This is a genomic window from Vibrio hepatarius (assembly GCF_001274785.1).
Classification (GTDB): Bacteria; Pseudomonadota; Gammaproteobacteria; order Enterobacterales; family Vibrionaceae; genus Vibrio; species Vibrio hepatarius.
On record NZ_LHPI01000008.1, the window covers coordinates 271,777 to 292,816 of the forward strand.

General features: G+C 46.4%; 17 protein-coding genes, 1 tRNA gene and 1 rRNA gene. 7 read left to right on the forward strand and 12 right to left on the reverse strand.

Translation table 11 applies throughout. The features are described 5' to 3' along the window. Position 1 precedes the first annotated feature (1 nt). The 10 genes from AKJ31_RS10665 to AKJ31_RS10710 form a co-directional block, all read right to left on the reverse strand. Positions 2 to 1,726: an acetolactate synthase 3 large subunit gene (locus AKJ31_RS10665; RefSeq protein WP_053409076.1), complete on the reverse strand. Its 1,725-nt coding sequence runs from the start codon at positions 1,724 to 1,726 to the stop codon at positions 2 to 4. 436 nt (positions 1,727 to 2,162) lie between these two features. After that, on the reverse strand, positions 2,163 to 3,971 hold the full coding sequence (locus AKJ31_RS10670; protein WP_053409077.1) for an AMP-dependent synthetase/ligase: 1,809 nt from the start codon (positions 3,969 to 3,971) through the stop codon (positions 2,163 to 2,165). Positions 3,972 to 4,131: 160 nt separating this feature from the next. Then, positions 4,132 to 5,091, reverse strand: a complete 960-nt coding sequence (leuO, locus tag AKJ31_RS10675; RefSeq protein ID WP_053409078.1) for a transcriptional regulator LeuO — start codon at positions 5,089 to 5,091, stop codon at positions 4,132 to 4,134. 382 nt (positions 5,092 to 5,473) lie between these two features. Continuing rightward, entirely contained in the window at positions 5,474 to 6,520 is a 1,047-nt protein-coding gene (locus AKJ31_RS10680) for an MJ1255/VC2487 family glycosyltransferase (protein WP_053409079.1), read from the reverse strand. A 3-nt stretch (positions 6,521 to 6,523) separates the two neighbouring features. Beyond that, entirely contained in the window at positions 6,524 to 7,054 is a 531-nt protein-coding gene (locus AKJ31_RS10685; protein ID WP_053409080.1) for a phosphatase PAP2 family protein, read from the reverse strand. A gap of 156 nt (positions 7,055 to 7,210) precedes the next feature. Beyond that, on the reverse strand, positions 7,211 to 8,251 hold the full coding sequence (locus AKJ31_RS10690) for a porin (protein WP_053409081.1): 1,041 nt from the start codon (positions 8,249 to 8,251) through the stop codon (positions 7,211 to 7,213). A gap of 105 nt (positions 8,252 to 8,356) precedes the next feature. Continuing rightward, positions 8,357 to 9,154 carry an SH3 domain-containing protein gene (locus AKJ31_RS10695; RefSeq protein ID WP_053409082.1) on the reverse strand — a complete coding sequence of 266 codons (798 nt, stop codon included), beginning with the start codon at positions 9,152 to 9,154 and terminating at the stop codon, positions 8,357 to 8,359. After that, positions 9,144 to 10,520, reverse strand: a complete 1,377-nt coding sequence (locus AKJ31_RS10700) for an ATP-binding protein (protein ID WP_053409083.1) — start codon at positions 10,518 to 10,520, stop codon at positions 9,144 to 9,146. Before AKJ31_RS10700 ends, AKJ31_RS10695 begins: the two co-directional genes overlap by 11 nt. Then, positions 10,507 to 11,169, reverse strand: a complete 663-nt coding sequence (locus tag AKJ31_RS10705; RefSeq protein ID WP_053409084.1) for a response regulator transcription factor — start codon at positions 11,167 to 11,169, stop codon at positions 10,507 to 10,509. The genes AKJ31_RS10700 and AKJ31_RS10705 overlap by 14 nt, the downstream gene beginning before the upstream one ends. A gap of 18 nt (positions 11,170 to 11,187) precedes the next feature. Then, positions 11,188 to 11,604: a hypothetical protein gene (locus AKJ31_RS10710; protein ID WP_157052344.1), complete on the reverse strand. Its 417-nt coding sequence runs from the start codon at positions 11,602 to 11,604 to the stop codon at positions 11,188 to 11,190. Between the two features lie 147 nt (positions 11,605 to 11,751). On the opposite strand from AKJ31_RS10710, the gene AKJ31_RS10715 reads away from it, so the two are divergent. The 7 genes from AKJ31_RS10715 to AKJ31_RS10745 all read left to right on the forward strand — a co-directional run bounded on the left by AKJ31_RS10715 (position 11,752) and on the right by AKJ31_RS10745 (position 20,502). Then, complete coding sequence (locus AKJ31_RS10715; protein WP_053409086.1) at positions 11,752 to 12,807, forward strand: P-loop NTPase family protein; 1,056 nt, start codon at positions 11,752 to 11,754, stop codon at positions 12,805 to 12,807. Next, a complete protein-coding gene (locus tag AKJ31_RS10720) occupies positions 12,804 to 14,363 on the forward strand; it encodes an ABC transporter transmembrane domain-containing protein (protein WP_053409087.1) in 1,560 nt (519 codons plus the stop codon). Before AKJ31_RS10715 ends, AKJ31_RS10720 begins: the two co-directional genes overlap by 4 nt. Positions 14,364 to 14,698: 335 nt before the next feature. Beyond that, positions 14,699 to 16,246 carry a 2-isopropylmalate synthase gene (gene leuA, locus AKJ31_RS10725; protein ID WP_053409088.1) on the forward strand — a complete coding sequence of 516 codons (1,548 nt, stop codon included), beginning with the start codon at positions 14,699 to 14,701 and terminating at the stop codon, positions 16,244 to 16,246. Between the two features lie 60 nt (positions 16,247 to 16,306). After that, positions 16,307 to 17,398 (forward strand): 3-isopropylmalate dehydrogenase, encoded by a 1,092-nt coding sequence (gene leuB, locus AKJ31_RS10730; RefSeq protein WP_053409089.1) that lies wholly within the window; start codon positions 16,307 to 16,309, stop codon positions 17,396 to 17,398. A gap of 198 nt (positions 17,399 to 17,596) precedes the next feature. Then, entirely contained in the window at positions 17,597 to 18,997 is a 1,401-nt protein-coding gene (gene leuC / locus AKJ31_RS10735) for a 3-isopropylmalate dehydratase large subunit (RefSeq protein WP_053409090.1), read from the forward strand. 12 nt (positions 18,998 to 19,009) lie between these two features. Then, positions 19,010 to 19,612: a 3-isopropylmalate dehydratase small subunit gene (leuD, locus tag AKJ31_RS10740; RefSeq protein WP_053409091.1), complete on the forward strand. Its 603-nt coding sequence runs from the start codon at positions 19,010 to 19,012 to the stop codon at positions 19,610 to 19,612. A 107-nt stretch (positions 19,613 to 19,719) separates the two neighbouring features. After that, positions 19,720 to 20,502 carry a DUF547 domain-containing protein gene (locus AKJ31_RS10745; protein WP_053409092.1) on the forward strand — a complete coding sequence of 261 codons (783 nt, stop codon included), beginning with the start codon at positions 19,720 to 19,722 and terminating at the stop codon, positions 20,500 to 20,502. A gap of 302 nt (positions 20,503 to 20,804) precedes the next feature. Here the strand turns inward: AKJ31_RS10745 and AKJ31_RS10750 are convergent. Both AKJ31_RS10750 and rrf read right to left on the reverse strand, forming a co-directional pair. After that, a tRNA-Asp gene (locus AKJ31_RS10750) sits at positions 20,805 to 20,881 on the reverse strand. 32 nt (positions 20,882 to 20,913) lie between these two features. Next, positions 20,914 to 21,029, reverse strand: a 5S ribosomal RNA gene (gene rrf, locus AKJ31_RS10755). Positions 21,030 to 21,040 lie beyond the last annotated feature (11 nt).

Genomic DNA, 21,040 nt, shown 5'->3' on the forward strand with positions numbered 1-21,040 from the left:
ATTAAGTTCTCTCCGTTTTGCTTAGCCACATCTTGTCCATACCCTCGCCTTTGATTTGCATTGGGTAAACGTGCTCAGTTTCATCGACGTTAATATCCACAAACACCAAGCGATCTTTCATGTCCAATGCCTGTTTAAGGCCTGACTCTAATTGATCCGGTGTTTCAATGCGGATACCGACGTGTCCGTAAGCTTCTGCGATTGCAGCAAAATCAGGAACAGAACTCATGTATGAGTTTGAATGGCGACCTTGGTAAATAATGTCCTGCCATTGTTTTACCATGCCAAGAAAACGGTTGTTTAGGTTGATGATCTTCACCGGAATATCGTACTGCATCGCAGTCGAAAGCTCCTGAATATTCATCTGGATACTACCATCACCGGTCACAACCACGACTTCTTCATTCGGTTTAGCGAACTTAACGCCCATCCCAGCAGGTAAACCAAAGCCCATCGTGCCTAGACCACCAGAGTTGATCCAGCGACGAGATTTACTGAATGGGTAGTATAGAGCGGCAAACATTTGGTGCTGACCAACATCTGACGCAACATAAGCTTCGCCATTAGTGAGTTTATGCAGCGTTTCGATCACCTGCTGAGGCTTGATGCGCTCAGGTGATGTTTCGTAAGACAAGCACTGACGGTCACGCCATACTTGAATGTCTTTCCACCAGCTTTCTAGCGCTTCGCTGTCGTTGACTGCGCCTTGTTCTTCAAGCAGCGTCACCATGCTTTCTAATACTTTTTCCGCAGAACCTACGATTGGCAGATCTGCTTTAACGTTCTTAGAGATCGACGATGGATCGATGTCGATATGCATCACTTTCGCATTCGGACAGTACTTTTCTAGGTTGTTGGTTGTACGGTCATCAAAACGTACCCCAACACCAAAGATAAGATCAGCGTTGTGCATCGCCATATTGGCTTCATAAGTACCGTGCATGCCAAGCATACCGAGTGAATTATTGTGCGTACCTGGAAATGCGCCCAGTCCCATCAGCGTACTCACCACCGGAAGATTGAGTGCTTCCGCAAGCTTTAACAAGTACTCGTCCGCTTGAGAGATAACAGCACCACCACCGACATAAAGCACTGGCTTTTTCGCCTCAAGCAACGCTTTCAAGCCTTTCTTGATCTGACCTTTGTGGCCTGTCGTGGTTGGCTTGTAAGAACGCATTGAAATGCTTTCAGGGTATTCGTACGGCAGTTTGATCTGCGGATTCATTACGTCTTTAGGCAAGTCAATCACAACTGGACCTGGTCGGCCAGTCGTCGCGATGTAAAACGCCTTTTTAACGGTTTCTGGAATATCTTCAGCTTTCTTCACCAAGAAGCTGTGTTTCACCACAGGGCGAGATACGCCCACAATGTCACACTCTTGGAAAGCATCATTACCGATAAGGTTGTTAGGCACGTTGCCGGAAATAACAATCATTGGAATGGAGTCCATGTACGCAGTAGCAATACCTGTGATGGTATTGGTCGCGCCAGGACCAGAACAGACAAGCACCACACCCGGCTTCCCTGTTGCACGCGCATAACCGTCTGCCATGTGCGTCGCAGCTTGCTCGTGTCGAACGAGAACGTGTTTGATGTTTTCTGTTTTTGCGTGGAGCGCATCGTAGATATCTAAAACGGAACCGCCTGGGTATCCGAAGATCTGTTCAACGCCTTCTTCGATCAGAGATTGCACTACCATCTCTGCACCGGACAACATTGCTGCCATATTTTTCTCCTTACCAGTGTGCCAATTCGTAAGGTCAACGCATTGGTCTGGTTTTACATAGTCTAGGGCTTATTCGTAGCCTAATTCGAAATATTTCCAGTTTTCGGCTATGTCTTACTTTGTCGTAACAAAAAGTAAGTTAACGAAACCAATGTAACGTTTTATTATCAGACGGTCTAATGAGATTTCCGTCTCAATTTAAACAAGATGCTAAGTATGGCGAGAATGTAAGACATGACGACTACAGAAAGACTTACATTTAGTGCATGTGGGAATAGTTGAGTGTAAATTCAGAATATAATTTTATTAAAACAGCTCAATTAATCGTCAGTTAAGCCAAGTAACGTATTGTTAGCACAATAAAAAAATCCCCCAACTTTGGTATTAGACAAAGAGGAGGATTTTTGAACAATCGAAAATCTAAGCGAATGAAAAGTTACTTCTTATCACCTTTCTCAGTGTACATTTCTTCGATTTCGTCCTGATATTTGTCGTTAATTACCTTACGGCGTAGTTTTTGTGTCGGCGTTAACTCGCCTTCATCCATCGAGAAAGCCTTTGGCAACAATTTAAAGCGCTTCACTTGTTCAAACTTCGCCAGCTCTTTTTGCAGGTCATTCACGCGCTTTTCCAACATCTCGACAACTTGGTGATGTTTGATCAGCTCAACCCGGTCGTGATATTTGATGTTCAGCTCTTTCGCATACTCTTCTAGGCTGTCAAAACACGGCACGATCAAAGCAGAGACAAACTTACGCGTATCGGCGATCACCGCGATTTGTTCGATGAAATGGTCTTTACCGATCGCACCTTCGATCATTTGTGGTGCAATGTACTTACCACCCGAGGTTTTCATCAGCTCTTTGATACGGTCGGTAATAAACAGGTTGCCGTGCTCATCGATATGGCCTGCATCACCAGTTTTTAGGAAACCGTGCTCGTCGAAAGTCTTTTCCGTTTCTTCCGGCATTTTGTAATAGCCGCGCATCACCATCGGGCCACGAACTAGGATCTCGTTGTTCTCACCAATTTTGACTTGAGCGCCCGGCATTGACATGCCAATTGAATCTGGATCAAAGCGTTTATCGTCCCAACAAGAAACCGTCGCCGTCGTTTCTGTCATGCCGTAACCCAGCTTGACGTTGATCCCGATAGCATGGAAGAAACGACCGATGGTTTCGTCGAGTTTCGCCCCACCGCACGGCATAAAGTTGATACGACCACCAAGCAGCGCACGCAGCTTAGACAGCACGATTTTATCCGCAAGCTGATAAGATTTTTTTAACGCAAATGAAGGCTTACGCCCTTCTTGATGGCATACCGCCATTTTTGCGCCCATATTGACCGCCCAAGTAAACATCACTTTGCGCATCAGCGGCGCACGGGCGACTTTTTCATGGATGGCAGAGAAAATTTTCTCGTAGAAACGCGGCACCGCACACATTACCGTCGGGCGAACTTCGCCCAGAGCATCACGCACCTGCATGGTGTCTTGTAGGTAGCAGTTGGTTGCGCCTTTATACAGTACGTAGAAAGTCCAAGCGCGTTCGAATACGTGCGAAAGTGGCAAGAAACACAACGATACGTCGTCTTGAGACAGGCTCAGTCTTTGGTCATGCCCTTCTAATTGAGAGCCGATATTCGTGTAATCAAGCATCACGCCTTTTGGTTGACCGGTTGTGCCTGAGGTGTAGATCAGCGTCAGCAAGTCATCGAAGTTCGCATCAGCAAGACGCTGTTCGAGTTCGGTTTGGTATTGGCTGTCACCCTGAGCGATGAAGTGCTCCCAAGAGACAACAAACGAGTAATCGCCTAGGTCAACATCAGCGTCCATAACGACGATCAACTCAAGTTGTTCACATTGGTCAAAAATAGCGATGGCTGCATCAAGCTGAGCTTGTTCACCAACAAACAACACACGAACGTCCGCGTTTTGCAGGATGTAGGCGGATTGTGCTGCAGTGTTGGTTGGATAGATAGGCACCGTTACGGCACGCAGTTGTAGCGCAGCAAAATCAGCTACTGTCCACTGCGGCATATTGTTTGAGAAAATCCCGATCTTATCCTGAACTCGTAGACCTTGAGCCAGTAAAGCAAGTGACAGAGCGTCCACTTGCTGACCAAACTGCTTCCAAGTAATGCCGTTCCACATATTGCCCACTTTATGTTTAAGAGCAATACGATCACCGCCTTTAGCAATCTGTTCACGTATTTTTTTAACGATATGAAAATCTAAGTTGGTCATCTTTTCTACCTTTAGCTTACACCTGTAAGCTTTTGCGCGCACAAGTGTACATTTCAGATGCTAAAAGGCAACTGACGCTTATCAAACTTATCAATTAAATAGTAAAAAACCTTGAATGGCGTAGCGTCACTCAAGGTTTTTTACGATATTTTTAGCTTAGTTATGCCGTGGCAACCACTTCACCACACACTACCATTAAGCAATCACGCAACCAGATGTGACCTTTGTCTTTTTCATTCGATTCATGCCAGCTTAGATAGCCGCTGATTTTGCCGTTTTCAAATGGGAAGTTCAGCACTTGAAGTTGATCTTTGTTTGCCGCATTTTCTACCATCCAACGCGGTGCAATTGTCACTAAGTCAGATTGACCAACAACGTACAGCAAGTTGCTAAGGCTTGCGCCTTCATAGTACGCCTGTACATCTAAATCGCGGTACGCTTGCTCTGAGAAACTGCGCTGACCGTGAACGCGAGACAATTTCGCGTGGCGTTCGTTACGTAGACGTTCAGGCGTAACTTCACCTTGAATACGAGGATGCGTTTTCGCCGCTACAACGACGAGTTCATCTTGGAAGATTTCGGTACTAGAGAAACCTTGCTCGTCAAAGCGAGAGTAATCGATAACAAAATCCACTTCTTGGTAGCGCATACGTTCAGCCAACTGACGGTCAAACTCGGCGTCTAAGTGCAGTTGAACATTTGGCGCTTGAGCGTGAATGCTCGACATGATCTGTGGAGCAAAACGCATATCGCATGGGCTGCAAATTGCCAGCTTAAAGCGACGGCTTGAAGATTCAGGAGAGAAGATTGAACTCGGCAGTTCATTGCGGATAAGTTGCAACGCTTGACGAATAGGACCAAACAGCTGACGAGCGCGTTGAGTCGGTTGGATACCACGTCCTTGGCGCATGAAGAGTTCATCGTTGAACATCACTTTTAAACGCGCAACGGCATTACTTACTGCTGGCTGAGACATGCCTAAGTTGTGTGCCGCACGTGTAATGTTTTGTTCTTGCATTACCGCATCGAACACAGTCAAAAGATTTAAATCTACGCCGCGCAGAATGCTTTCCATACGAAAGTTGGCAATCGTGCTCATCGACTCTTTTTTATCGTTCATGTATCAAGCCTCTTAAATGTTTCAGCAAAGCTGAAATGCATGGAATTTCAAAGATTAGAAAACCTGCAGTGATAGTATTTGTTTGCCGGATGATTTACGGCGAGCCATTACTATCAGCGAATCAATCAATAAGAGGCAACTCGATTGATAAATAATCAGTACTTTTTATAGGAACTATAGGAATAATCTTACAAATCAGCCATATAGAGAGATTATAAAAAGATCTAAAGACGATTTTTTTAGTCGATTAAGAAGTTATGAATAGTTCGAACCACTTACATAAGTAGGACTTTTCTTATAGGTGTAAGAAATAACTCTCCAGACAACCTACAAGTCTCGTCAATTGTTCATCATTATTTTGACGTAGTACGATAGTTTATTCTCATATATTGGTGACATAACTGGGGAAGTCGACTCTGTCCCACAAGCGGGTTGTAAGCTCGGTTTGGTTACCCCAATTCCCCTGTAGCAACCAGTCAACTATCGCCTCAGCGACATTCGGATAATTAACGCTTTCTGCCTGCGCTTCATCCAACCAGTGACGCAGAATCGATGCATCCAACATATCCATACAAGTGGCTAAGCCAAGGTCTTCGAGCGTTGCCACATTGCTTAACTGTTCAAACTGTCCTGACAGCGGTTTGAGTAATAATTTCTTCCCTAGAGTGAGCGCTTCCGACGGCAGTTCAAAACCACCATTGGCGATCACCCCACTACAGCGGTGAAGGTGATACTGGAAACCTTCAAAGCTTAGCGGTAAAAACTGTACATTTTCCACTAAGTCATCTTCGATGATTTCTGGGTGGTAACAAACAAAGCGCTGACTGCTAAAGCGAAACAACAACTCTGAAATATCGTTAAGGTTTTCAAATGGCAGATAGACCAAAACGAAATCTTCGTTGCCGAGGTGTTTGTCCGGGGTATGGACAATCGGTGGCAAGATAGGTTGGTCAAAGTGATACCAGTGCAGACCGATTCGATGTTGCGCCGGAGCAAAGTGTTCGATGATTTTTTTATCCAGCCAGCTTGCACCTTTAAGTGGCACAGAATAACGAAACGCATTTTGGTGGCTGATGCTGATCGACGGAATACCTTGTCTTTTCGCTGCCCAAGCAGAAACAGGTTCAAAGTCATTAAGCACCAAGTCGTACTGGCTCAAGTCCAACTCGGAGACTTCTTGCCAAAAGTTGAGCACGTTATTGTTCAAACACGTTTTCAGATAGCTAACTTGTCCATTGTGGCTGACAAACGTCAATCCCCGGCGTGTTTGATACTGGCCGAACTCTTCCATTGAAAAGTATTTCTTCTCATCTCGCCCTGAAAACAGGAAGTCAGCATGAATGCCGCGACTCTTCAGTGCATGGCACATTGCTCTAGCACGTGCGATGTGTCCATTCCCCGTACCCTGAACTCCGTAGAAAATCTTCATCAATTACGCTCCAGCCAACATCGTCAAGGCGATTTGCGCACAACCAAGACCGAGTAAGGCGCCAAGTACTACGTCTGTTAAGAAGTGCACCCCGAGTAAAATTCGAGACGCTCCTATAAGCGTGGCCCATACGAAGGCAAAAGTATCTAGTTCCGGATAGAAAAAGCTCAGCAGCGTCGCCATAAGAAATGCCGCCGCGGTATGTCCCGACGGTAAACTGTAGCGGTCTGAAGGAGTGATAAACGAAGTAACTAGTTCTGACAATTCTTGAGGTCGGCGGCGTTTAAACGCGTTTTTAGCCATCCAGTAGAGTGGCAGTTCAATCGTGAATGCCAATAATCCCACCAGCAAAAACATTAGCCCACGTTCACCGTCCATCCACCACGCTAATCCGCCCAATACCGCGTATAAGTGGCCATCGCCCGTATGTGAAATGGCTTTACTCAATCTTGATAGCGGGTAAGAAAAACGATGCTGTAAACAGAACAATGAAAATGCCAAATCCAATTTGGCGATAGGTTCGATAGTACGCATTACCAACTCCCAACTCGGTCGCTTTTGCAATCAAGTTATAAGAGAACAATGACAAATCCATTAAGCTTTATGGGTATTACCGTGACAATCGAATCCATCGCACCAAAACGGAAAAATGGCCAGTAAAGGCCATTTTAATGAGGGTTTAATCGAGTATCAGAACTTGTAAATGCCACCAAGAACCAGTTGGCGTTGATCGTCTTTATTGCTATCAAACCAAGATTGTTGAGCCTCGGTATAGAGTTTAGCGGCTGAAGTTAAATTGTACTCTACCCCAGCAGTCAATGCGTTTTCTCGACCTTCGTCTATCGCACCACGCCCTTGAATCGTCTCTGCAACCATATAGCCCGAAACTTGCTGCCAAAGCTGAACCTTACCACTAAGTCCAAATGTATAAGCTGATGCAGAATCTCGCTCATCCTCCAACATGTAGTAACCGCTGGTCGTGCCGACTCGCCAATCGCGTTCGCTGGCAAACTGACCTTTTTTCACGACGGTAGCCGCGACACTAAACGCTTCCGCACCGTGTTGATAATGAGTGAGCTGTGACGCAACACGAATTTGAATATCTTGCGGTTGATACTTATAGCGCACACCAAAGCCCAACCCATTATCAATTTGGTCTTCATTAACTTTGAATGACTCACCACCACTACGCAGGCGCACACTTCGGTCTAAATCACGTCGACCATTTGCTTGCGCTTCAAAACGAAATTCATTCCAGTCCAAACGGTAGCTCAAGGTGTTCTCATTGCGTTTATTATTCATTTCATCACGCGTGTAGTGAGCAACCCCACCCAATTTATTACTCAGGTCGTAGTTATCCAGATTGTGTATCAGCGCTTCTTGTTTACCCCAAGCCACCTGGCCATAATCACTGTCCACTCCTGCGTAAGCCAATCGCAGTGTAAACAAATCATCTTGATTATCTTTATTGAAGTGACTGCCGACTTCCACCAAACCAAATAATGCTGCGTCATCTAAGATTTGATAGTTGCCTTTTAAGCCGACGCGGCTGGAATCATCTTCAAAGTTAGAGGCGGGATTGCGATGCTGTTGGTAGTGCAAGACAGCTTTTAGCTTACCGTAGGCTTCAAGCTCACCATGCTCATTTTGGTACAGTGATAGGTCAGCTAAAGCTCTCGGGCTAGTAAGCACTAAAGGAGTAAGTAAAAGCGGAATATAGGTGCGTTTCATATTGAATCCAAACTGATTATTGACGTTGTGGACACAAGATAAAACAAGCTAACTGACAAGAAGCTGAGGGAGGCGGTAAGCTTCCTGTCAGTTTAAGAACAGCGTTTAGCCGTACTTAGCGCGGGCGTTGACAGGCTCGATGTACCAAATGTTTTTTTGCTTACGGCACGCGGTGTACATGCCTGATTGGTTGTTAGCCTGTTTAAAAAACTGATAGCTGAACTGACGGCAAATAAATATCCCGGTGATCTTTTTATTCACTTTCGGCTGCAAGCTACTTTGTTGTGGCTGAGCCACGTAATTGGGCGTTGTGAGTGGATTTGGCTGAGTAGAGAGCACATCGCGATAAATGATATTCGACGAGACATAATCTTTGTGCACGTAACCTTTAATCACCCCGTTTTGTGTCACCAAATACCAAGGCTGCTCAGAGACTTTTGCGATTACATTAAATACGTCCCCTTTTTCCAACACACCGATCTTGTTGCCTTGCAAAGACGGTTGGTGCCGGATGTTTAGCGTTGTATTCGCTCGATAAGGAACATCCATAAATTCAAAATCTTGTTGCTCGTCGACCGTTGCCGTCGCTTGCCTTTGGATTTCAATTGCCAACCACTCTGTTGGTTGTAATTCAATCTGCCATCGCGCCGAAGTATGTTTATCGATACCAGACAAACGCATGCTTTGTTCGTTTTCTAGACCTTTGGTTAACTGGTTTAGCAGACGCTCACGCTCAGTCTGGCTAAAGAACAGATCGATATCATCGCTGATCCTCTGCACCTTATTGGCGTGAGACAGCATGATTTCATTCGACAGATTTTCAAACTTAGAGCCCGTTTGTATCAACTGACATCCACTTAAGGCAAGGCAGGTTAATAGCAAAGCCCCACTCTTAAACTGCATCACTCATTCCTCCCGGCAGTTCCAAATACACTTTTGCGCCTCCTAACTCAGACGCCGACACTCCAACGGCGCCGCCGTAGAGCATAACAATATCCTGTACGATATTTAATCCTAATCCGGACCCCTCGGTGGTTTCATCTAACCGACGTCCCGGTTTAAAGACATGGTCACGTTTCTCTTCTGGGATACCGACACCATCGTCTTCAACATCAATCATTATTCGCTTGCCATTTACCGCGACGTTAACCTGCACTTTTGAGGTCGCCCATTTACACGCGTTATCTATCAAATTGCCGAGTACTTCTTCCAAATCGTGTTGATCTCCACGGAAATACACCCCAGCGTGACAACGAAAGCCCAATTCGAGCTGCTTTTGCTTATAGAGAAGCTCCATCGAAAACAGAATGTCGCTGACGCTTTCTGACACGTTGGTTTGCGCTGCGAGTTGGTTCATCGACCCCGCCAATCGGGCGCGAGCAAGATGCGTCTGCGCGTTTTGCGTTAAGCGGTTGAGTTGCTCAGTCATTACCTGTGCGGAGTTCTGGTCAATATTTTCTAACTCATGTCTGAGAACCGAAATCGGATTTTTTAACGCGTGGGCTAAGTTTGCTGCCTGTAAACGTGAGCGTTCTAAAATCGCGCTGTTGTGGGCAAGCAGCAAGTTGATTTCATCACCAAAGTTTTGCATCTCTTTTGGCAAGTCAGCGTCGATCTCTTGCTTTTCACCACAACGAATCGCGGCGATATCTTGTTCGAGCTGTTTGATCGGACGTAACACCTGACGAATCTGCGCCCAAATCGACAGTGCGATCGTCACCGCTAAAATAGATAAGACGGCAAACAATAAACGGCCGAAGGCATACACGTCTTTATTAATGTCGGCGATAGGCCCAGACACCACAAACTGCAAATCTTTGTTGCCTTGCGGATATTCAACCGTTTGGATCCCCATACGCAGTTTCTGTACTGGGCCCATAAGTTCAATACGATGAAACTGGTAATCTTCCCCGTGCTCAATCAAAGGCACCGGTTGTTCACTGTAAAGTGAGTCCGACTGGAACAGCACTTGATTGTTATGGTCAATCACTTGCCAGTACCAACCTGATAATGGTTGGCTAAACACAGGGTTGCCAGAAGAAGCACCCATCGTGGCCTTCCCCTCACTATCTACTTCTACCGCAGCAACCATCGCGTAGAGTTGGTTCTTCAGCCCTTGGTCAAAACGCTGCTCAATATGCTGCTCAAACATGTACATCAGCAGCGCACCGACGTTGAGCATGGCGATTAAATACCAGCCAACACCGCTACGAATAACCTGCCTGAGCAAAGAATGCTTTTTGTTGGAATCCGATCTAGTCGCACTCATTCAACTGATATCCTTGTCCTCGGCGCGTTTGAATATGCTGAGTGCCCATTTTTTTCCGAACGCGGTTGACCAGCACTTCAATAACATTCGAGTTGTGCTCAAAGTCCATCTGGTAAAGGTGCTCGGTGAGTGTTGCTTTCGAAACCACTTCGCCCTGATGATTCATTAGGTAAGAGATCAAACGATATTCCAGTGAAGTTAGATCCAAATGCACACCCGATAGCGCAACCCGCTGCGCGGTGCTATCCAACTCTAGCGCGCCACATTTAATTACCGAACTGGCATGCCCATTTGAGCGGCGCACTAAGGCTTCAACGCGCGCCAACAACTCTTCCATCTCAAACGGTTTGACTAAGTAGTCATCCGCACCAGTACGTAAACCGGTGACTTTTTCACGCCAAGTATCACGAGCGGTAAGAATAATGACTGGCATTTTATTTCCTGCTCGTCGCCATTCGGTCAACACGCTTAATCCATCTTTGCCGGGTAAGCCGAGATCCAAAATGGCGATATCATAATCTTCAGTATCCCCTTGGAACCAAGCGTCATTTCCATCGTGGGTCACGTCAACGGCAAAACCGTGGCTGCTTAGCGAACGGGAAATTTGCTCTGCGGCTTGAACGTTATCTTCAACTACTAGTGCTCTCATCCTTAAACTCTCAGCTACTTAATCGTCATCATCATCGTCGTTGTCATTGTCGTCATCATCTCTATCAGACGAGCCGCGACCGCCAGATGAACCTGAACTGCCTGAACTTGAATCCGAACGATCACTCCCGTCTCTAATAAGCACCGGATTGGGTCGGAAAAGTTCTTCATAGGTGTGGGCGTCGTAATACCGAATCGCAACCCTGCCGCTTGCCTCGAGGATCTTGAGTTCAAACACGGGTTTGCACTCTTTATTGATCGCAGAAGCTTTGAGCAAGGTGTCTCCTCGGCGGTGTGTCTCTTTCTTTATTTCTTTCATGAACTTAAAGAACGTAGACGCGGACGGTTTTTCACTGCAATTAGCCTGCGCTGTGCTTGGTACAACCGACAGCACAGTGAACAGACAAAAACACAATAGAGATAAAACTCGACGCAAGTGAAAACCTTATGGGCAGAAAAACTCAGGGTAAAAATAGCATTGGAAACCTTACCGTTAGCTTACCAAGCGTATCAGCTTTGCGTCAGCACAGTCTTCATAGAATGGAATCGTTCAAACAAACCACACATAAAAAAGGAAAACACCATGAACATGACTACTTCTAAACAACGTCTTCAGGCAGCTAAGCAATCTTTCGTTACTCGTCGAGTCGCTAAAACCGCGATGGAAAGCATTATCGAAGATCTCAGCTACCAACCAAAAGCAGGTGACCTCATTTTGGCGAAAATCACGCTACTCGGTCACCACACTCGCACCGAACGTACCGATGGACGTAAAGCGCAACTGTTCGAGGGAGACGAAGTGATCCTCGCTTACGGCAACCGCTACGCACCAGATCAGTTTGAAGCGGTGATCCCAAGCGATCTATCGCCATGCCATATGGTCGCAGCCGGTGGTATCGCCGCTCACGCGTTGTCATGGCACGAACGTATCGAGTTTCCGACTGAAATTACGCCTATTGGTTTAATTGCAGATAAAGACGGCCGCGTGATCAACTTGGCTAACTACTCTGTTCCACCAGCACTATCAGTACCAAACGTGCCAAATGTTACTGTGGTAGGCACCTCAATGAATGCGGGTAAAACGACCACTGCCGCACACATTATTCACGGCCTAACCAAAGCGGGCTATCAAGTCGGCGCGATGAAAGTCACAGGAACGGGCGCAGGTGGGGATCTGTGGTTAATGCAGGACGCTGGCGCAAGAGTCGCTGTCGACTTTACCGACGCAGGTTTCCCAACCTCATTCAAAGTCGAAGAATTTGAATTGATGGGCATTGTGAAAAAGCTATCGCAAACTCTGGTTAACCAAGGTTGTAATGCGATTGTGGTTGAGATAGCCGATGGCGTGTACCAACAAGAAACCCGAGCGCTGCTGCAAAATGAAGAGTACAAAGCGTTGTTTAAAAACGTGGTATTCACTGCTCGAGAATCTCTGGGCGCAACGGCTGGAGCTGAGTGGCTGAAGAGCGAAGGCTATCACGTACCGGCGATCAGTGGACGCATTTGTTGCTCACCACTTGCCGCGCGCGAAGCCGCCGACGAAGTGCAGCTCAACGTACTTGATTTGGAAGACTTGGCGAATCCAGAAACAGCGAAATCACTGTTGGCGACCACTCAAACTTTTAGCGCAATCGCATGAGATTAGTCCCGATATTTGCTGGCACTCGTCGATACTGGCTGATGGCCTTGATAGGCGTCGGCGTCAGTATCGCCTTGGCCAGCGTATTTAGCGTCATGCTGTTAAAAACGCTCTGGCAGTCCAGCGACTTTAATATCTGGATATACGCGTTGGCTGCCACTACTCTGGGCGTTTTTATACTGTCTGTCGTGGAGAGTTATTGCGCCGAAAAACTGGGACAAAACTACGTCAAAGCCGTGCGCTGCCAGTTATATCAAGGTTTGGTCGGCGCGCCATCTCAGCTTGCGCCAAAACGTCTTGGCGTGGTAATGAGCCGCCTAATCACCGACAGCAATCAGATCAAAAATTGGGCATCTATCGGCATCCCTAAGCTCACGATACACTCGCTTTCGGCACTGGGGTTGTCTGTGTTCTTATGTGTACACTGGCATCAACTCGGTTGGTTTGCCGTTGGTCTGAGCAGCCTTTGCTTACTGGCAATGTGCTTGCTTACGCCGAAGATGTACCAAATAGCACTAGAGATCAGACGAGACCGAGGACGGTTAAGTGGTTTCCTTGGTGAAACCATCATCGCCAGCAGTTCTATTAATCAATTTAATCAACTGAACAGAGAAACCCGACGCTTAGCCCGCCACAGTGACAGACTGGCGTCTAGCTCGGTCAAACAAACCATATATCACGCGGCTATCAATAAGTTCAGTACTCTGATTGCCCAAGTGATGACGTTAACCGTGTTGGTCTTTTTCCTGTGGAATCAAACCTTAGAGAAAAGTGAACTCGCCGCGGTAACCTTAACGCTGGGATTGTTGTTTTACTCGTTAACTCAACTAACGGTGAGCTGGCGCTACGCGATCACCTTCTACGCTGCAAAAGCGAGGCTCGAACTGGCATTGGAGAACGCACAACCACCGCCAGCAGAAAAAGCCACTAGGTTAGTCGCCCATCTATCGCATTCACTCAGTTTTAAGCAATTAAAGCTGAATGCAGAAATGAAGCCACTCACGCAGCATATCGAAGCTGGCGGCATAGTGAAGATTAAAGACAATGGACTCGCCCATCTCTTAGTAGAGTGTTTAACCAAGCAATACACGCCACTGTCCGGACGCATCACTATTTCCGGTCGCCGCTTGGAATGGCTTTCGCAGCGCAGCCTGAATAAAAGCGTGATTACAGTTGACCGTTCTAGCAGCCTGCTACGAGGGACGATACGCGCTAACTTACCTCGTTCTACTTCCCCTTCACAGCTAGAAACGCTGTTGATGCACTTTGAATTGCCTGACGGAATATTGGACGAGACATTAAGTGAACTGGGACGTAACTTATCTCCATCGTGTTATGCGCACCTGTTACTGGTGAAAGCCCTGCTGCGTGATCCCGGATTACTAATCGTGTCACATCCCGATATTTGCACCAATCCTGAGTTAGTAGGCAAGCTACTTAGCTGGCAGCGAGAGCAAGGTTTTACGCTACTTCTGGTTGGACATTTAAGTTTAAGTCGAGAAGTTCCATTACAACATATTGTTTTAAAAGAAAAAGAAAGCAGTTCATCGCGATAAGCGTGACTTATTCATTTTGCCTATTAGGAAAAAAATTAACCGATTTCAACTTTTACGGTTGACGTGTCCCAGAGAGTGCGGTACTAATTTGTTAACTCGAATTTGTGGTTTATTTAACACCTAGATAGGTTTATATAACAATGACAATTAATTTTTCTATCCTGCTGAGCCTCCTCCTTATCGTGAAATCATCGCGCGGGTAGGCTGTGGAAGAAAAATAACCACAACAAGAATTGCTAAAACCCGCATCCAGATGCGGGTTTTTTTATATCTAAATACCGGAAGTAAACGATTAACTGATGCCGATTGCATCAAAATCAAATAAGGAAGCACACATGAACGATCAGGTCATTATTTTCGACACCACATTGCGTGATGGCGAACAGGCGTTGTCAGCAAGCTTGACAGTTAAAGAGAAACTGCAGATTGCCTATGCGCTTGAAAGGCTCGGCGTTGATGTTATCGAAGCAGGTTTCCCTATCTCTTCTCCAGGTGATTTCGAATCCGTACAAACCATCGCTAAAAATATAAAAAACAGCCGAGTTTGTGCCCTTTCGCGTGCCGTTGCGAAAGATATCGATGCTGCCGCTGAAGCGTTAAAAGTTGCTGACCAATTCCGTATTCACACCTTCTTAGCAACCTCAACTATCCACGTTAAAGATAAACTGCGCCGTAGCTACGACGACGTAGTTGAAATGGCAGTAAACGCGGTAAAACATGCGCGTAACTATACCGACGATGTTGAGTTCTCGTGTGAAGACGCTGGCCGTACGCCAATCGACAATCTATGCCGTATGGTCGAAGCAGCGATTAAGGCGGGTGCCACCACAGTCAACATTCCAGATACCGTTGGCTACACCGTGCCAAGCGAATTTGGCGGTATTATCCAAACGCTGTTTAACCGAGTACCAAACATCGATAAAGCGGTCATTTCTGTGCACTGCCATGATGACTTAGGTATGTCAGTCGCCAACTCGATCGCTGCCGTTCAAGCGGGTGCACGTCAGATCGAAGGCACGATCAACGGTATCGGTGAGCGCGCCGGTAACTGTTCGCTAGAAGAGATCGCGATGATCATCAAGACTCGCCAAGAGTTCTTAGGCGTACATACTGGCATAAAGCACGAAGAGATCCACCGTACCAGTAAGTTGGTGAGCCAACTATGTAATATGCCGATCCAAAGCAATAAAGCGATCGTCGGCGCGAACGCATTCAGCCACTCTTCAGGTATTCACCAAGACGGTATGTTGAAGAACAAGAGCACTTACGAAATCATGACGCCTGAGTCAATTGGTCTAAAGAACCAAGCGCTAAACCTAACGAGCCGTTCGGGTCGCGCAGCGGTGAAGAGCCACATGGACTCGATGGGCTACAAAGAAGAAGAGTACAACTTAGATGCACTGTACACCGACTTCTTGAAACTGGCTGACCGTAAAGGACAAGTGTTCGACTACGACCTAGAAGCATTAATGCACTTCTCTAACCTTCGTGAAGAAGACGATTACTACAAATTGAACTACCTAAGCGTTCAATCTGGTAGCGTTATGGCGACGACCAGTATCAAGATCCAATGTGGTGACGAAGAGAAATGTGAAGCAGCCGTCGGTAATGGTCCAGTAGATGCGTTGTACCAATGTATCTATCGTGTAACGGGTTATGATATTGTGTTAGACAAGTTTGACCTAACCGCTAAAGGTGAAGGTGAAGACGGTCTTGGCCAAGCAGATATCATTGCGAACTACAAAGGTCGCAAATACCATGGTACCGGTGTTTCAACCGATATCGTCGAGGCTTCAGGTCAGGCACTACTGCACGTAATCAACAGCATCCATCGTGCAGACCAGATTGCAGAAATAAAACAAAAGAAAGTTGCAACAGTATAAGACAGACTCCAGGGACGAGAGTCGTCCCTGGAAATCTAAATAATTAGAGTGAAGGAAAACATGACAGACAAAACGTATAAAATTGCCGTTCTTCCAGGTGACGGCATTGGCCCAGAAGTGATGGAACAAGCACATAAAGTGCTGGATGCGATTCAAACTAAACACGGTATCTCTTTCGAGCGCGAGCAACACGATGTCGGTGGTATCGCGATTGATAACCATGGTTGCCCGTTGCCAGAAAGTACAGTAAAAGCATGTGAAGAAGCTGACGCTGTACTATTCGGCTCAGTTGGCGGTCCAAAATGGGAACACCTACCACCGAATGACCAACCTGAACGTGGTGCGCTACTTCCATTACGCAAACACTTCCAACTGTTCTGCAACTTACGCCCAGCTCAAATTCATACTGGGTTAGAAGCATTTTCTCCTCTACGCGCAGATATTTCTCAGCGCGGTTTCGATATCGTCGTGGTTCGAGAACTAACCGGTGGCATCTACTTCGGTCAACCTAAAGGTCGTGAAGGCGAAGGCGCGAACGAAAAGGCGTTTGATACTGAGGTTTATCACCGTTTTGAAATCGAACGCATCGCGAAAATCGCTTTTGAATCAGCGCGCCTTCGCAGCAAGAAAGTATGCTCTATCGATAAAGCGAACGTTTTACAAAGCTCAATTCTATGGCGTGAAGTGGTTGAAGAGATCGCGAAAGATTACCCAGATGTCGAGCTATCTCATATGTACATCGATAACGCGACAATGCAGCTTATCAAAGACCCTTCACAGTTTGACGTGATGCTTTGTTCAAACATCTTCGGTGACATCATTTCCGATGAGTGTGCCATGATCACTGGCTCCATGGGTATGCTACCTTCCGCAAGTCTTAACGAAAGCAAGTTCGGTCTATACGAACCTGCAGGCGGCAGTGCACCAGACATCGCTGGTAAAAACATCGCTAACCCGGTAGCACAAATCCTATCGGCAGCACTAATGCTACGTTACAGCCTAGGCGAAGAAGCGGCTGCGCAAGATATCGAATCTGCGGTATCAAAAGCGCTGTCAGCTGGAGAGTTGACGGCTGATCTAGCCGGAGACAAACCAGCACTATCGACGTCAGAAATGGGCGATAAGATCGCTGAGTACATCTTGAACTCATAATTACCGAATACACAAACACAACAGATTAAAGTCGTCATTATAAATACAACCCCAATGACAGAGGTTACTTCCTCTAAGTCATTGGTGCTGCAACAAGGCAGCGATATCAAGCTGGCTTGGAAGTTTAGTGCGCTAAATGACCAAGCTGATTGATAGAAGCAAACGCAGCTGCAGTGACAAGGACGACGAGGAAGAGCAATGGGCAAAACATTATACGAAAAAGTCTACGACGCACACGTGGCCGTAGCAGCCGAAGGGGAAAACCCGATCTTATATATCGACCGCCACTTAGTGCATGAAGTGACCTCTCCCCAGGCGTTCGATGGTCTGCGAGAAAAGGGCCGTAAAGTACGTCAGGTGAGCAAGACATTCGCCACGATGGACCACAACGTATCGACCACCACTAAAGATATTAATGCCTCTGGTGAAATGGCGCGTATCCAAATGGAGACGCTGTCTAAGAACTGTGAAGAATTTGGCGTTACTCTCTACGACATCAACCACAAATACCAAGGTATCGTCCACGTTATGGGTCCTGAACTAGGAATTACCCTTCCTGGTATGACTATCGTTTGTGGTGATTCGCACACCGCGACTCATGGTGCTTTCGGTTCATTAGCTTTCGGTATCGGTACGTCTGAAGTTGAGCACGTATTGGCAACTCAAACGCTAAAACAAGCTCGCGCGAAAACCATGAAGATCGAAGTCAAAGGCAAAGTGGCTCCGGGAATCACGGCAAAAGACATCGTACTAGCCATCATCGGTGAAACTACGGCTGCGGGCGGTACCGGTTACGTGGTTGAATTCTGCGGCGAAGCTATCCGTGATCTTTCGATGGAAGGTCGTATGACGGTATGTAACATGGCGATCGAACTAGGCGCTAAAGCTGGTCTAATCGCACCAGATGAAACGACATTCGAATACATCAAAGACCGTAAGTTCTCACCAAAAGGTGCGGACTTTGATGCTGCTGTTGAATACTGGAAAACACTAAAAACAGACGATGACGCTGAATTTGATGCGGTTGTGACATTGAACGCAGCGGACATCAAACCGCAAGTCACTTGGGGGACTAACCCGGGTCAGGTAATTTCAGTAGATGCTCCCATCCCTTCTCCTGAGAGCTTTGCAGATCCAATCGAAAAAGCATCGGCTGAGAAAGCCCTAGCTTACATGGGGCTAGAAGCAGGCAAATCTCTATCTGATTACCCAGTCGACAAAGTGTTTGTTGGTTCGTGTACTAACTCGCGTATTGAAGACATGCGCGCTGCGGCAGCTGTCGCTAAAGGTCGTAAAGTAGCAGCTCATGTTCAAGCTCTGATTGTTCCGGGCTCTGAGCAAGTTAAAGCGCAAGCGGAAGCGGAAGGCCTAGACGTTATCTTTAAAGAGGCGGGATTTGAGTGGCGCCTACCAGGCTGTTCGATGTGCTTGGCAATGAACAATGACCGTTTAGGTCCTGGAGAGCGCTGTGCATCGACTTCAAACCGTAACTTTGAAGGACGCCAAGGCCGTGATGGCCGTACGCACTTGGTAAGCCCTGCGATGGCAGCCGCCGCTGCAATTGCTGGCCACTTTGTTGATATTCGTGAGTTGGACTAAGGAGAAACTAACATGTCAGGTTTTAAACAACACACAGGCTTGGTAGTTCCTCTAGACGCGGCAAACGTCGATACCGATGCGATCATTCCAAAGCAATTTCTACAAAAGGTTTCTCGCCTTGGCTTTGGTAAACACCTATTCCATGATTGGCGTTTCCTAGATGATGCTGGCGAACAACCAAATCCAGACTTTATCCTGAATGCCCCACGTTATAAAGGCGCGTCTATTTTACTCGCTCGTGAAAACTTTGGTTGTGGCTCTTCACGCGAGCACGCACCATGGGCTTTGGCCGATTACGGCATCAAAGCGATGATCGCGCCAAGTTTTGCCGACATTTTTTATGGCAACTCAATCAACAACCAAATGGTGCCAGTACGCTTAACTGAGCAAGAAGTTGACGAGATCTTCCAGTTTGTTGAAGCAAACGAAGGTGCGCAGGTTGAAGTTGACCTTGAAGCGATGAAAGTGCGAGCAAACGGGAAAGAGTACTCGTTTGAAATCGATGAGTTCCGTCGTCATTGTTTGCTAAATGGTTTAGACAATATCGGCTTAACACTTCAGCATGAAGACAAGATTGCAGAGTTCGAAAGTAAGATTCCTGCTTTCTTACAGTAAGCGAATTGATGCAGAGAAAGGTTGGCTTAGGCCAGCCTTTTTTATTTGAAACAAATCTTTGATTTATTCGGTCTTATCTACACCTATCTCTTATGAATATTACGAAAATGAAAGCACTGTTACTACTTACCCTGTCTTTATTCTCATTGAGTACATTCGCTGCCCCTAAGTCCGAATTGTGGCAATATTGGAATACCTCTAACGAGGGTACTGTCATCAAGGTCAATCACCAAAAATGGCAAGCGATATTGGATAAATACCTTGTTAGTGAGGGAGAAAACACGCTATTTCGCTACCGCAGTGTATCTTCGTCTGATAAACAGAACCTGAAGGACTATATTCGAGAGCTCTCTTCCATCAACCCACTCAAACTGAGCAAAGCTCAGCAGTATGCTTACTGGGTTAACCTATATAACTCGCTCACGGTAGATTTGATCCTAGATGCGTATCCAGTCCAATCCATTACCAAGCTTGGTGGACTATTTAGCTTTGGGCCGTGGGAAGAAGAGGTAGTGGTAATAAACAATAAAAAGCTCACCTTAAACGATATTGAACACCGAATTTTAAGACCGATTTGGCAAGACCCAAGAACCCATTACGCAGTGAACTGTGCAAGTTTAGGTTGTCCAAATCTACAAACTCAGGCTTTCACCGCTACTAATAGCGAGCAATTACTAGAACAAGCCGCCAAATCATTCATCAATAGTGATAAAGGCGTAAAAGTCACAGGTAAGCAAGTTCGCTTATCTTCGATCTACGAATGGTTTGCGACAGATTTCGGTTCTCAATCCGATCTAATCAATCATCTAGCTCGATACCGCCCTGAACTAAGTTCTCTCAAAGGTGACTTTGAGTATGATTACGATTGGACGCTGAATGAGAAAAGATAGCCAAGCCTAAAAGTAGCGCCAAGAAACTCACTAGAGAACAGACATAAGCCTAAGTCTTTCGACTTGGGCTTTTTTATATGTATTCGATAAGCTGGTATGACTGAGCATTTGGAGATATCCATCCTATATCCAAATGCTCAACACAAACAAAAAGACCCCAGCGCTTCCACTGAGGTCTAGAATAAGAGGTGTAAGAGGAGAGAGACTAGAGTTACACACAACTGAGACTCTATTTCCCCAAAAAAGAAACAACGCGCCATAAACGACAAAAGCCTAGTCTTTCGACTAGGCTTTCTAATACATGGCGGAGCGGACGGGACTCGAACCCGCGACCCCCGGCGTGACAGGCCGGTATTCTAACCAACTGAACTACCGCTCCGCACTGGTTAGACATTTAAGTCTAAATTTAAAGCCTGGCGATGTCCTACTCTCACATGGGGAAGCCCCACACTACCATCGGCGCTACTTCGTTTCACTTCTGAGTTCGGCATGGAATCAGGTGGGTCCAAAGCGCTATGGTCGCCAAGTAAAATTCTTT

What these genes read in the sequence shown, in the direction of transcription:
- AKJ31_RS10665 (WP_053409076.1), bottom strand. Translation starts at nt 1,726, where the DNA reads ATGGCAGCAATGTTGTCCGGTGCAGAGATGGTAGTGCAATCTCTGATC.
- AKJ31_RS10670 (WP_053409077.1), bottom strand. Translation starts at nt 3,971, where the DNA reads ATGACCAACTTAGATTTTCATATCGTTAAAAAAATACGTGAACAGATT.
- leuO (WP_053409078.1), bottom strand. Translation starts at nt 5,091, where the DNA reads ATGAACGATAAAAAAGAGTCGATGAGCACGATTGCCAACTTTCGTATG.
- AKJ31_RS10680 (WP_053409079.1), bottom strand. Translation starts at nt 6,520, where the DNA reads ATGAAGATTTTCTACGGAGTTCAGGGTACGGGGAATGGACACATCGCA.
- AKJ31_RS10685 (WP_053409080.1), bottom strand. Translation starts at nt 7,054, where the DNA reads ATGCGTACTATCGAACCTATCGCCAAATTGGATTTGGCATTTTCATTG.
- AKJ31_RS10690 (WP_053409081.1), bottom strand. Translation starts at nt 8,251, where the DNA reads ATGAAACGCACCTATATTCCGCTTTTACTTACTCCTTTAGTGCTTACT.
- AKJ31_RS10695 (WP_053409082.1), bottom strand. Translation starts at nt 9,154, where the DNA reads ATGCAGTTTAAGAGTGGGGCTTTGCTATTAACCTGCCTTGCCTTAAGT.
- AKJ31_RS10700 (WP_053409083.1), bottom strand. Translation starts at nt 10,520, where the DNA reads ATGAGTGCGACTAGATCGGATTCCAACAAAAAGCATTCTTTGCTCAGG.
- AKJ31_RS10705 (WP_053409084.1), bottom strand. Translation starts at nt 11,169, where the DNA reads ATGAGAGCACTAGTAGTTGAAGATAACGTTCAAGCCGCAGAGCAAATT.
- AKJ31_RS10715 (WP_053409086.1), top strand. Translation starts at nt 11,752, where the DNA reads ATGAACATGACTACTTCTAAACAACGTCTTCAGGCAGCTAAGCAATCT.
- AKJ31_RS10720 (WP_053409087.1), top strand. Translation starts at nt 12,804, where the DNA reads ATGAGATTAGTCCCGATATTTGCTGGCACTCGTCGATACTGGCTGATG.
- leuA (WP_053409088.1), top strand. Translation starts at nt 14,699, where the DNA reads ATGAACGATCAGGTCATTATTTTCGACACCACATTGCGTGATGGCGAA.
- leuB (WP_053409089.1), top strand. Translation starts at nt 16,307, where the DNA reads ATGACAGACAAAACGTATAAAATTGCCGTTCTTCCAGGTGACGGCATT.
- leuC (WP_053409090.1), top strand. Translation starts at nt 17,597, where the DNA reads ATGGGCAAAACATTATACGAAAAAGTCTACGACGCACACGTGGCCGTA.
- leuD (WP_053409091.1), top strand. Translation starts at nt 19,010, where the DNA reads ATGTCAGGTTTTAAACAACACACAGGCTTGGTAGTTCCTCTAGACGCG.
- AKJ31_RS10745 (WP_053409092.1), top strand. Translation starts at nt 19,720, where the DNA reads ATGAAAGCACTGTTACTACTTACCCTGTCTTTATTCTCATTGAGTACA.